The sequence below is a fragment of the Asticcacaulis solisilvae genome (assembly GCF_052327315.1).
GTDB lineage: Bacteria > Pseudomonadota > Alphaproteobacteria > Caulobacterales > Caulobacteraceae > Asticcacaulis > Asticcacaulis solisilvae_B.
Map to the genome: position 1 here is coordinate 353,429 of NZ_CP166197.1, position 12,442 is coordinate 365,870.

The 12,442-nt window shown below is 65.0% G+C and carries 9 protein-coding genes; 2 read left to right on the forward strand and 7 right to left on the reverse strand.

Annotation, left to right across the window (positions count from 1 at the left end; all coding sequences use genetic code 11):
• Nucleotides 1-144: 144 nt before the first annotated feature.
• The 4 genes from AB8717_RS20630 to AB8717_RS20645 form a co-directional block, all read right to left on the reverse strand.
• The gene (locus AB8717_RS20630) at nt 145-3,120 is read right to left on the reverse strand and encodes a TonB-dependent receptor (protein WP_443751406.1); all 2,976 of its coding nucleotides are present in this window, start codon (nt 3,118-3,120) and stop codon (nt 145-147) included.
• Between the two features lie 109 nt (nt 3,121-3,229).
• Nucleotides 3,230-4,288, reverse strand: a complete 1,059-nt coding sequence (locus AB8717_RS20635; protein ID WP_443751407.1) for a FecR family protein — start codon at nt 4,286-4,288, stop codon at nt 3,230-3,232.
• Nucleotides 4,285-4,767, reverse strand: coding sequence for an RNA polymerase sigma factor (locus AB8717_RS20640; protein WP_443751408.1), 483 nt, complete (start codon nt 4,765-4,767; stop codon nt 4,285-4,287). Before AB8717_RS20640 ends, AB8717_RS20635 begins: the two co-directional genes overlap by 4 nt.
• A 162-nt stretch (nt 4,768-4,929) precedes the next feature.
• Complete coding sequence (locus tag AB8717_RS20645) at nt 4,930-7,071, reverse strand: phosphocholine-specific phospholipase C (RefSeq protein ID WP_443751409.1); 2,142 nt, start codon at nt 7,069-7,071, stop codon at nt 4,930-4,932.
• Nucleotides 7,072-7,222: 151 nt separating this feature from the next.
• Between AB8717_RS20645 and AB8717_RS20650 the strand changes: the two genes are divergently transcribed.
• Together AB8717_RS20650 and AB8717_RS20655 are read left to right on the forward strand one after the other, a co-directional pair.
• On the forward strand, nt 7,223-7,798 hold the full coding sequence (locus tag AB8717_RS20650) for a phosphonate degradation HD-domain oxygenase (protein ID WP_443751410.1): 576 nt from the start codon (nt 7,223-7,225) through the stop codon (nt 7,796-7,798).
• A gap of 3 nt (nt 7,799-7,801) precedes the next feature.
• Nucleotides 7,802-8,596 carry a UTRA domain-containing protein gene (locus AB8717_RS20655; RefSeq protein WP_443751411.1) on the forward strand — a complete coding sequence of 265 codons (795 nt, stop codon included), beginning with the start codon at nt 7,802-7,804 and terminating at the stop codon, nt 8,594-8,596.
• Here AB8717_RS20655 and AB8717_RS20660 read toward each other — a convergent pair.
• The 3 genes from AB8717_RS20660 to AB8717_RS20670 form a co-directional block, all read right to left on the reverse strand.
• Nucleotides 8,593-9,345, reverse strand: a complete 753-nt coding sequence (locus tag AB8717_RS20660) for a DeoR/GlpR family DNA-binding transcription regulator (protein ID WP_443751412.1) — start codon at nt 9,343-9,345, stop codon at nt 8,593-8,595. The genes AB8717_RS20655 and AB8717_RS20660 overlap by 4 nt on opposite strands.
• 37 nt (nt 9,346-9,382) lie before the next feature.
• A complete protein-coding gene (locus AB8717_RS20665; RefSeq protein ID WP_443751413.1) occupies nt 9,383-11,488 on the reverse strand; it encodes a phosphocholine-specific phospholipase C in 2,106 nt (701 codons plus the stop codon).
• A 126-nt stretch (nt 11,489-11,614) separates the two neighbouring features.
• Nucleotides 11,615-12,442, reverse strand: coding sequence for a sulfotransferase family protein (locus tag AB8717_RS20670; RefSeq protein WP_443751420.1), 828 nt, complete (start codon nt 12,440-12,442; stop codon nt 11,615-11,617).

The window sequence follows — 12,442 nt, forward strand, 5'->3', positions numbered from 1 at the left end:
GCCGCGAGCCATGGCGACGCGTCCGTCATCAGCCTTTATCGGGACTTAGGCTGGCCGCAGTTGGGGCATACCATCCAGGCGCGGCTTTGCAAAAAGAGATGGGAGCCGGGCGCATGCGCGCGGCTCCCATCCAAGGCGGGAGGCCTAGTTGATGCGGTAGCGCAGCGAGATCCCGTAGTAGCGGCCCTCGTCCCGGATATCGATCGGGAACTGATGGCCGGGCTGGTAGTAGTTGTAGTTGTGGAAGGGCCTGGCGAGGATATTGCTGACGTCGAAATTGACGGTCAGCTTGTCCGTCGGCGAGTAGTTGAACGAGAAGTCGAGACGGTCGACGCCCTCGGTTCCCTGCCCCGTGGCCCCGGCGTCCAGCAGGACCTGGTTGTAGCCATTGATCCACTTCGACCGGCCATTGTAAGACAGTCGCGTCGAGATCTTGTCCTTCTCATAGTAGATTGCGAGATTGTAGCTCCAGGTCGATACGTTCGGGATGACGACCATTTTCCCGAAGGTGCCGTCGGCATTCGGCATCCTGTTTTTGCCGTCCAGATAGGTTGCGTTGGCCTGAATACCGAGACCGCTCCACTTGCCGGGCAGGAAGTCGAGGAAGGATTGTCCTCCGACTTCGATACCGGCAATCCGGCCTTCGCCGGCATTTTCCGGCCGCGTGACGTCCATGGCGCCGTAGGTCGGATCCTGGACGCGGCGGCTGTAGGAAAAGATGAAGCCGTTCAGGTCCTTGTAGAACAAAGACATTCCGGCAGCGCCGTGCGGAGCGTAATATTCGACCGTCGCGTCGTAATTGGTCGAGGTCAGCGGCTTCAGGTCCGGATTGCCGGCGGACCCGTAGGCATCCGCCGTACCCACGGCCGTCGAGGACGTCTTGAGGATTTGCGTGATGGTGAGGGCCGGGTTGAGCTGGGAGAACTCGGGCCGCGTCCGGGTCTTGGTTACGGCGAAACGAAGCTGCAGCTTGCTGGTCGGCTTCAGCCGCAGGCTGAGGTTCGGCAGCACATCGACATAGTTCTGGTACGACGTCCTCGGCTCCTGCTTGACGGAGCCGTCGGCGGCCGTGACGCTGGAAATGCCGCTGTAGTCGCCGATGGTATTCACCACGCGGGCGCCGACGACGCCGTCGGCGAACATGCCGAAAAGCTGGGTTTCGTACCGGGTCTGGACATAGCCGGTCCGCGTCGATTCCCGCGCGTGGAACCCCCATAGCGGGTTATAGTCGAGGGGCTTGGTCCACAAGGCCAGGGAATCCTTCCGCCACTGGTCGTTGGGATACATGTTCACCAGGGTCTGCAGGGCGTTCGTGGTCGCCGCCTCGATCGCGCCGATATTGCCGCGAACCCCGTCGATCGACGGTTCAAGCCAGTGCCGGAAACCTTGCGTATTTTCGCGGAAGGTATCCTGCGTCAGGGCAAGGTCGCCGAAGGGCACGCTGGCATACGGCAGGGCCAGGGGAAGCGTCCAGCCGTAGCGGTTGCCCGAGCGCAGCGACGCGTCCCGGTTGGTATATCTGAGGCCGGCGCTGACGTTCTTGATGATGCCCCAGTCGAGCTGGTAGACGACGTCGCCCCGCCACTGGATGCCGTTGCCCTGGACCTTGTAGATCGATTCAAAATAGCCGCGCCAGACGTAGTTGCCGGGGTCGGAAACGTCGAGGCCTGGCAGGCTGAAGGCCGTGCCGCCGTTGTCGTTGAAACTGACCTCGACCGTCGGCGAATTCTTCAGTTCCGAGTCCAGGCTCCATGACAGGGCGGAATAGATGCTGTCGGTATAGGCGAAGTCCGTCGAGACCTTCAGGCGATCCTTGGTATAGGTACCGCCGACCGCGACCTGCGACGTGTCCGTTCGCCCGTCCCAGACCGACTGGTAAAAGTCGCCGACACCGCCGCCGCTCGGCTTGGTGAAGCTGAGGGCCTGATTGGACTGGTCGGGGTCGAGCACCACATTGGTCAGGGATGCCGCGTCGTTCAGCGACATGCGGGCCCAGTCGTCCGCGCCCGACGCGCGGTAGGCCTGCCACAACCCTTCGGCGTACACTTCCAGGTTATCCGAAACCTTCCACTGGAAGGCCGTATTCGCCGAGGGACGCTTGCGCAGGCCGCTGTCGTTGTAAACGCCGACGCCCGAGGGATAGTAGAAGGTGTTGCCGGCCGAGGCGGGGCTGGTGGCCTGCCACCATCCGGCGTTCGCGATCCATTGGTCGGACCAGCGGACGGAATTGCGGAAATTCTGTTCCGAGTAGGACAGGTTGATCAGGGCGCCCATCTCCCCGCGGGAGGTTTGCCAGCGGTTGGTGATCAGAATGTTGCCGTTCGGGTCGAACTTGCCGTTCTGGTCGTTGTAGGTGACCCGCGTCGCCCCGTTGATTTCGAAGCCCTTGAAGTCGAACGGCTTGCGCATGCGGACATTGACAAGGCCGCCCAGGCCGGGATCGAGCAGGTCCGCCGTCGCCGACTTGTAGACTTCGATCGACGCCAGCGCCCCGGACGGAAAGTCCTGCATCGCGACGCGGCGCTGCTCGCCGGTGGAAATGTCGCGGCCATTGACCGTCGTGGTGACGTCCGGAAGGCCGCGCACCAGGACGGCATTCCCTTCGTCGCCGGAACGGCTGATCTGCACGCCCGGGATCCGGGCCATGGATTCGGCCGCATTGTTGTCGGGCAGCTTTCCGATGTCTTCCGCGACGACCGTGTCCACGATCGAACTCGAATTCTTCTTCATATTCTGGGCGGACAGGAGGCTGGCCTTGTAGCCCTTGACGACGACCACCCCGCTGTCGCCGCTGTCGGCCGTGGCGGGACCGGCGGCGGAGACCACGAACGTCGTGGGATTGGGCTGGTTGAAGCTTGCCCCGGTGCCCTGGATCAGGCGCTTCAGCGCCTCAGACGGTGTAAAGGCGCCCTTCAGCCCGGGCGACGTCCTGCCTTCCAGTTGCTTGCGGTCGAACAGGATTTCGACATTGGCCTGCTGGCCGAAGGCTTCGAGCGCGGAGCCGAGCGCCTGCGGCGGGATATCGATATTTTTGGTCTCTTCCGCGTGGGCGGCGCCTGAAATGGCAATTGCGGCGACCGTGCTGAGCGCCCAGACGCGCGACATTCTTCCTGTGAACATTCGGTTGTTTCCCCTGCCTGTTTTTTTGGCCTTGGGCTCAAAGAACGCGAGCCTCTGGAAAACAAGATGATCAGGGGACGCAGAACCTCATTAGTCAGACTATTATTTTTTATTTTTCGGTTCGCCACTCCAGCTCCGTGACGTCCTCCGAGCGTTTTCGCGTCGACAGCGGGTAAAACGCCGTCACGGCGGCGAGGAAGTTCGTGGGCCGGTCGGTATGGAATACGCCACTAACCTTCAGGGCCGACACCTTGGGGTCGGCGATGACGATCTTGCCTTCGGTATAGCGGTTGAACTCGTCGACCGCGGTCTGAAGCGTATCGTCGCGGAAGATCACCTCGCCGCTGCGCCAGCTCGTCGACTTCTGCACGTCGGCGGTCGAAACCTCGACGTCCGGCTTTCCGGGGTTGGCCGACAGCTCCTCGCCCGCCACGATGGACTCGGATGCCAGGGCGGGAATAATGACGGCCAGGCCACGCCTTTTCAGGGGGGCAACCCGGACCTTTCCCTCGACCATCACCACCTTTACGGTGTCCGGATCCAGCCGCACGTCGAACGCCGTCCCGACGGCCGTCACTTCCCGGTCTCCGGCGGCGACGACGAAAGGCCACGCCTTGTTGTGCGCGACCTTGAAGAGGGCTTCGCCGCGGACCAGCCTTACCGTCCGACTTTCGCGGTTGAACGCGACCTCGATGATCGAATTGGTGTTGAGGTCGACGGTCGAACCGTCGTCCAGCCTGACGGACCGGTGCTTGCCCACGGCGGTCTCGTAATGCTGGGGGCCGCCGGCGGCGGGATTGAGCGCGGCGGCGCCTGGGCCCGGGTCATTGGCCAGGAACACGCCAGAGGCGACCACCACCAGGGCCGCGGCCGCGGCCGGGACAGCCCACCAGACCACGGGGGAACGCCGGGGCCGACCCGCGCGCAGGAGCCCCGCCCGCATTGCCACGATTTCGGGATGGGCGGCATGCGGCGACATCTGGTCGTAGGCCGCCTGCGACCGCGCGAAAGCTTCGGCGTTCGCCGGGCTTTCCAGCCAGGCCTGGAAGGCAGCCTCGTCGTGCGCCGACATCAGGCCCAGTACGCGGCGGCTGAGCCAGAAGTCCGCGGCTTCATCCGGATCTTCCGGGTACCGGCGGCGGTTGATGTCAATTATCCCGCGGATCATTTCGCACGCTGCCTCAAATGTCCCAATGCCCGCATCATGTGTTTTTCGACGGCGGAGACCGAAATCCCGAGGTGACGGGCGATTTCGGGCCCTTTCATCTCTTCGAACCGGTTCAACATGAACACCGCGCGCGTACGCTCCGGAAGCTCGTAAAGCGCCTGCATAGCCGCCCGCAGGGCATCCTTACCCAGTAAGATGCGCTCGGGCGTGTGTGCCTCATCTCCCGACAGCAGGTCCGGTGAGATTTCCACAACCTGTGCCGCCTGCCGCACACTTGCCTGGCGCCCGCGTTCGCGTAACAGGTTGGCGGCAGCCTGGAAAAGATAGCCTTCGAGATTGTCGATGGCGCCATCGCCGTTCCGGTTCAGAATCCGGACAAAGACCTCCTGGGTCAGGTCCTCGGCTTCGGACGCGGAACCGACGCGGCGCGCGAAGAAGCCGCGGATCGCCGGCCTGTATTCCGACAGGCGTGCGCTCAAGTCCGGCGCGTCCCCATTTCTTTGGCCAGCCTGTGCCATACTCACCGTTCGAACCGGGATGCGTTACGATCCCACCCGTTAGATGAACGAATGGCCGCGTACCTCAAGCGATTCCGCGCGATGTCCGCAAATTTTCCGTTTTCGGCCGATTTCTATGCCCTCTTAAAGGATCATAGGTCCGATGGCAGGGTCGGTGCGGCTGGCAACGCCTGTTTCGACGTGCCCGGCATAGCGCCGCAGCCAGCCCGGACGCGCGCCCTGGGTCAGGCTGAAATCGTACCAGTGGTCCGCCGCCGAGACATCGAAGCGCAGGGTCTGAGCGGATTGCCCGGCCAATATAATAGCCTTTTGCGCCGGCAGACTATCGCCGCGCGCATAGTCAGCCGCGAAGGCCAGGCTCAATGCGACCGGAACGCCCGACCGGTTTTCCAGACGCAGCACCAGTTGGCCCTGCGCCTCGTCGATCGTTACCGTGACCGGATCGTCGACGGGCTTGTCGTCCTCGCGCAGCCGACCGGCGAAATGGCGATAGAAACCGTTCGGGCCATGGACGACGAGGTCGTAGACTTCGCGCAGACCGTCGTTCCAGTGGCCGGCGGCGTGGGTTTGCCCGCGATCGAGCGTATAGCGCCACGGCCCCTGCGCGTACGGCGCGTAATCGTGGACGGTCAATACCGCCGCCTTGTCGCCGGTATTGGCGAAGTCGACAAGCACGCTTGCGTCCGTTGGCCGGATATTGGCCTGAATACGGTAGGGCAACGGCCGCGCCGGACGCTGCTGTCGCGGCTGGCCGCCAGCGGACTGCACGTCCGGAATGCGCAGCGAAGGCTGACTGGCGGCGTGCGCCAGGCGCGCCTTGTAGTCGTCGGTCGACGGCAGGCTGAGCGTGGCTGTAACGGGCGCTGAAAAATCGAAGGCCGAGGTCAGGTCGCCGGAAACGGCGCGCCGCCACGGGCTGATATTGGGTTCCATGACGCCGAAGCGGCGCTCGAGGAATTTCAGCGTCGAGACGTGGTCGAAGACTTCGGAACAGACATAGCCGCCGCGCGTCCACGGCGAGACGATGATGGCCGGAATACGGATGCCGAGGCCGAGCGGGTGCCGGCCGCGAATCGGTCCCACCGGGTGGCGGTCGTAATCCTGGAACTCGCCCGCCGTGCTGACCCCACTCCAGCCCTCTGTTTCGTCGGCCGGCGGCATGGGTGGCGGCATGTGGTCGAACAGGCCGCCGGCCTCGTCGTAATTGATGATGAAGACGGTTTTGGCGAAAACCTCGGGGTGGTCGGTCAGGGCGGCGATCAGCCTGGCGCAGACATTCTCGCCCTCGGCCGGCGTATAGCTCGGGTGCTCCGACAGGGCGGCGGCCGTGACGATCCACGACACCTGCGGCAGGGTGCCGGCGGCGATATCGGCGCGAAACGCCTCGACGAGCTGTTCGCCGTCCGAGCGCTTGCGGTCGGCCCCTGAGCGGTGTTCCGACACCCACGACCGGCCGCGCTTGTAGAGGTTCGAGCTGCGGTCGCACGGCCGGAAACTGGCAAAGCAATGCAGGATGTTGTCGCCGAAATTGTCGTATTCCTGATAGACCTTCCAGCTGACGCCGGCCTTTTCCAGGCGCTCGGCATAGGTGGTCCAGGTATAGGGCTGCATCGGCCGGTCCTCGGCCATGTCGGCGCTGGGCGTCTCGTCCTCGCCATAGTTGCTGAGCACGGGTTCACCGCCCACGGCGCCCGCGCCGTTGCACCCTGTCCACAGGTGCAGGCGGTTGGGATAGGTCTGCGTCAGGGTCGAGCAGTGATAGGCGTCGCAGATGGTGAAGTTGGACGCGAGCGCGTGATAGTAGGGCAGGTCCGCCGCCTTGTAGTGCGTCATGCGGTTGTGCATCTGCCGCGACGTGCCCCAGCCGTCGAAATGGCCCCCGTTGACGATCGACACGGCCTCGGCGTGGCCCTGGTCGCCGCCGCCCATCACATAGGCGCTGCTGGTTTTCGAATCCGCCCAGTACGGCATGACAAAGCCGTCGGCGTGTTCGTCGCTGGGCTGGCGCCAGACGCTGTGGCCGTTCCGCAGCCGCAAGGGGCGCGGGTCGCCGTGCCCGCGCACACCTGCGAAGGTGCCGAAATAATGGTCGAAGGCGCGGTTTTCCTGCATGAAGATGACGACGTGCTCGACATCCATCAGGCTGCCTGTCTTCGCATTGGCCGGAATGGCCATGGCTTTTTGCAGGGAGAGGAGCGAGGCCGCCGACAGCCCGACGGCGCCCAGTTTCAACAGGTCGCGCCGGTGCGGCGAAAACGTCGTCATGCGGTGTCCTCCATCAGGTCTGATTTTGGTATAGACCAGATGGACGGGTGCCGTGTTTTAATTTTTGATGACAATTCGGCCGGGCGCTTGCCGGCGGAACAGGCTATTTGGTATAGACCAGTTATGATCCTGTCCTTGCCGCGAGCCCTGTATGCAATCCTCCCTGTCCACCGATTTTGTCGCGCAGATTCTTGAACTTTATGCCGCGCGCGGGGCGGAGCATTATGGTGAGGACGTCAGCCAGTCGGAACACGCCGAACAATGCGCCCATCACGCGCGGGCGGACGGCGCCGATGATGCGCTGGTCGTCGCCGCCCTGCTGCACGATATCGGCCATCTGCTGCAAAAGCAGGGTGCCGACGCGGCGGACCGGGGCATCGACACGCGGCATGAACGCATCGGCGCCGGCTTCCTGGCACGCGCCTTCCCGCAAGCGGTGACCGAGCCGGTCGCCCTGCATGTCCAGGCCAAGCGTTATCTGGCGGCGGTCGATCCCGGCTATATCGGCCGCCTGAGTGCGGCGTCGGTCCAGAGCCTGGCCCTGCAAGGCGGCCCCCTGTCGGAAGCCGAGTGCGAAGCCTTCCGCGCCCACCCGCACCATGAGGCGGCATTGCGTTTGCGCGGTTACGACGAAATGGGCAAGGTGGTCGGCGCCCAGCCGGCGAACGTGGACAGCTATGCGCCCCTTTTGCGTGCCTGCGTTGGAAAAACCGCCGAACTCGGCTAAGGCATGATGGCCGCATCGACCACTGACGCGAAAGATCACGCCTTGTCTTCGACGACCGCCGGGTGGGTGAAACCCCGAAGCCCTACCGATGCCTACACCTACCTGGACGTGCGCGACCTGATCGCGCGGCATATCGCTCACGGCGAGCTGCCGCACGGCGCGCGGCTGCCGTCCGAGCGGCAGATGCAGACGGCGACGGGCGCGGCGCGCGGTACGGTGCGGGCGGCCCTGTTCCAGCTCGAGGCCGAGGGCCTGATCTACCGCAGGAACCGCAGCGGCTGGTATGTGGCGCCGCCGCCGATCGTCTACGATCCGACGCGCTGGGAAAGCTTCATGACCTATGTGGCCGCCCAGGGGCGCGAGCCGCGCACCGAAGCGCTTGATATGCGGACCTGCGCGGCCACGGCGGAGCTGGCGGGCATATTCGGTGTCGCCGAGGGCGCGCCGCTGTTTGAAATCCGCCGCCGGCGCTATATCGACGAACGCGCGGCGCTTGTGGAGACGATCTTCGTCGATCCGCGCCTGGCGCCGGGCCTCCTCGACCACGACCTGAACGGCTCGCTCACCGGGGTGCTGAGCGGTCATTACGGCATCGATGTCGTGCGCAACCGCGTCGAGATGAGCCCGTGCGCCCTCACCCAGCGCGAGGCCGATGCCCTGCGTGTCCGCTCCGGCCTGCCAGGGCTGCTGATCAAGCGGATCAGCTATGACGCAAAAGGCCGCGTCGTCGAATACGACCACGAATACTGGCTGCACGACGCGCTCAAGGTCACGGTCGACATCCGGCTCGGCAATTAGCCGATCAGAATCTCGATATCGGAAAGCGCGCACTTCAGCTCGGCGCCCGGCTCGGCATCGGTGACGAAGACGTCGATCTGGTCGAAGTCGAGCGCCTTGACGATGCCCTGACGTTCGAACTTCGTCGCGTCGGCCAGGACCACGACCTTGGTGGCCAGCGGCGCCAGTTTCGCCTTAAGAGTCGCCTCGGGATAGTGGAAGTCGAGCAGGCCGCGCCGCGAGTCGACGGCCGAGATCGAGAAGAAGGCGATTTCCGGCGTGAAGCCGCCCATGAAGGCTTCGGTTTCCGGCCCGAAGCACGACTGGTAGTCGTAGTCGATCTCGCCGCCGCCGAAGAAGATGCGGTTATTGGTCTTGCCGGCCATTTCGCGCGCCACGTCCAGCGCATTGGTGATCACGGTCAGGTTGCGCCGTTTCGACAGGCAGCGGCTGAGCCAGTAGGCGGTCGAGCCGGAATCGATCAGCACGGTCATGCCGTCCTCTACCAGGGTCGCGGCCTTCAGCGCGATGGCGCGCTTCTGCTGGGCGTTCTGGTTGCGGCGGATGACATAGGGCGGCTCGAAGGCTGTTTCCTTGAGCTTGACGCCGCCGCGGACGCGGTGGGCGTGACCCTCGGCCTCAAGCTGGCGCACGTCGCGGCGCACGGTCTCTTCGGACACGTCGAAATGCACGGCCAGGTCGGAGATCTGGCGGCTTCGGTGCACCTGCAAAAGATTGAGAATTTCCGCCTGTCGAGTTTCTTGTAGCATGCGTTTCTAAAAGCCCTTGGCCTTCGCGGAAGTATGATCAGGTTCGCGACAAAATCATGTCCCGGGTTTCGATAGTCAGCCTGGCCGGACCGTGGGCCGCCGGGTCGCTCATGCCGTCGCGTCCGTCTTCCATGAAGCCGGCCAGGCGCAGGACCTGGCCGTCCGTGAGAATTTCCAGATCATACCAGCCATGGCTGAGCGTCAGGTTAACCGGCAGGCGCACGACTGTGGCCCCAAGCTGCACGGACTGGCCCTTCTGGCCGTAGCTCAGGTCGCGGACCTCGACCAGCAGCGGCGACGCCGTCAGGTTGGTCAGTTCCAGCGCGACGGCGCTGTCTTCGCGCACCATACGGGCGGAGAAACGCACGGCCTTCGCTGTCAGCCGCCTGTGGAAGCCGGCCGGTCCGAGAATGAACAGGTCCATGCCGTCGGCGCGCGTGGGCAGGCCGGCGCCGAGCGACGCCCCTGCCCCAACCGTATAGCGGCCGGGATCGGTCGCCAGGTCGTCGACGTCGTAGACATGAAACACCGCCGCCAGGCCGGCGCCGTCGTTGCGCAGCACAAGGCGTCCGGCCTCGATCGTCATGTCGGGATGGTAGGGCGTGGCGCGGCGACGGCGCAGGCCGGCTTCCTGGACCGGCGCGGTCAGGGTCTCGGGCGGGAAAGGCCGTGTGCGCGGCAGGGCGCCGGCCCGGTCCGACAGGATGCGGGTGCGCGGGAGGGTTTCCAGAAATTTGGAATCGTTCGGCGATTTGAAGTCGAAGCACCGCGTCAGGTCGCCGCAGACGGCACGCCGCCATTGGCTGATATTGGGTTCGGCGACGCCGAAACGCGCCTCGAGGAAGCGCAGGATGCTGGTATGGTCGAAGACTTCGGACGAGACATAACCGCCGCGGCTCCATGGTGAGACGACGTACATCGGCACACGCATGCCCAGGCCGTAGGGCCGGTTGAGATAGGCGGCATCGCCCGCGTCCTGGCTTTTGACATGATATTCGTCATCGGCCGGAATGGTCGTGGCGCCGCGATAGCCGCCGGCCGGATCGCGCGCGGGTGGCGCGGGTGGCGGCACGTGGTCGAACAGGCCGTCATTCTCGTCGAAATTGACCAGGAGCACGGTCTTCGACCAGATCTCGGGATTGGCGGTCAGGGCGTCCAGCACCTGGGCGGTATAGTCCGCGCCCTGGAAGGGCGACGACGGGTCGGGATGCTCGGAATAGGCGGCCGGCGCGACGATCCACGACACCTGCGGCAACGTGCCGGCGACGACGTCGGACTTCAGTTTGTCGAGGCCGCGCGTTGTCATCGTGCGCTCGACCAGGGCCGTCTGGGCGGCCGACCGGGTATGACTGGTCAGGGCATCGCGGAACACCTTGAAGCCGACGACGGGGTTGTCGGTGAAATTGTCTTCCATCAGCTGGTAGATCTGGAAGCTGACGCCCGCGGCCAGCAGGCGCTCGGGATAGGTCGTCCAGCTGTAGCCGCCGTGGCCGTATCCGTCGGCGCCCAGGCTGTCATAGGCGTTGTCGATCGCCGGGCCGTGGTTGCGGCCCAGCGGATCGTGCGTGCCTGTCCAGATGTAGAGCCGGTTCGGATTGGTGCACAGGTGCATGGCGCAGTGATAGGCGTCGCACACGGTGAAGGCTTCGGCCAGGGCGTACTGGAACGGAATGTCCTCGCGCGTGAAATGGCCCATGGCGTGGTTGTGCTTGGCCATCGTCCACGCACCCATCCGCCCGTTGTCCCAGGCCGCCTGGCCGCTGACGAAGCTGTGCGGCGTGCCGTCGTGGCGGCCGACGGCGAAGTCCTGTTTCGTGTCCAGGCGGAAGGGCGCGATCAGGGCCGGGTCGGCGTCGTGCTCGTTGGGCTGCACGAAGACCGTGCGGTTCAGCCGCCGGCCGTGGTCGGGCGCCGGAATGACGAAACGGTCGCCATAGCCGCGCACGCCGTTCAGGCTCCCGAAATAATGATCGAAGGCGCGGTTTTCCTGGGTCAGGACGACGACGTGCTCGACGTCACGGATCGTGCCGGTCCGATTGTGGGCGGGGATTTCGAAGGCCCTGGCCAGCGACGGATAGAGCGCGGCTGCCGCGCCTCCGGCCAGCAGGGTCTTCAAGACTTCGCGGCGGTCGTGCCCGGGCATCGCGGCATCCTCATGCAATCGGTGAGAGACCACGGTTAGCGCCGGTTTGTGACAGATGTGTATTTCAGCGCCAGGAATGTGGGAATTTATGCGCTTCCTCTCAAAACCTGGCGCAGTTTTGTTGGATCATTGTCTGTCCAGGGCGCGCAAGCGTTGCCAGCACGCTTCGAGGCCCGGCAGGACGCGCATGACCGCCGCCTCGTTGCGGCGCCACTTGTCCGGGTCCGGCGCGGACTGGGTGTAGCGCGACATGGGGAGCGGGCCTTCGGTGCGCGCCTTAAGCGCCGTATCGAACGGCACGCCGGCAAAGCCGCACAGGCGTTGCGCCGCCGCCGCAGGATCGGTCAGCAAATCGGAGTAGTTGAGGCTGGTCCAGTCTTCCGGCGGCAGTTGGCCGAGGTCGTCGAGCGCGGTCTGGTTGGTGCACTGCCATTGCCAGGCGGCGACCGCCTCCAGCGGCGCCCCGCGCAACCACTGCCAGCCCGGTGGCAGCAAAAGCGACCACGGCCCGTCCCAGCCTGGCAAGGCGCGGTAGGTGATCCATCCGCCGCCGCGCCACGCCTCCATGATGCTGCTCAGATTCTCACGCGGATCGCGCCACAGGAAGATGAAGCGTGCGTCGGGGAACACCTTTTTCAGGAACGGAATGCGCAGGGCGTTCTTCGGCGTCTTTTCGAGCAGCGGCATGCCCTCGGCGGGCGCTCCGCCTTCCGGCCCTTGCAGCCGGGCCAGCGCGGCCTGGCGGATGGCGGCGGCGATTTCGGCCGTAGCGGCGCCGGCGGTCAGCCGGTTGGAATCGAGGCCCGGCGCGCCCGGACGCAGCGACGCATGCTCCTCGACCAGCCAATGGGCCTCGCCGCCGAAGCTGTTGAAGACGGGTGAGCAGGCCAGGGTCTCGAACAGCAGGGTGCTGCCGGAGCGCGGCGCGGCGATGATGAAGACCGGCTTTTCCAG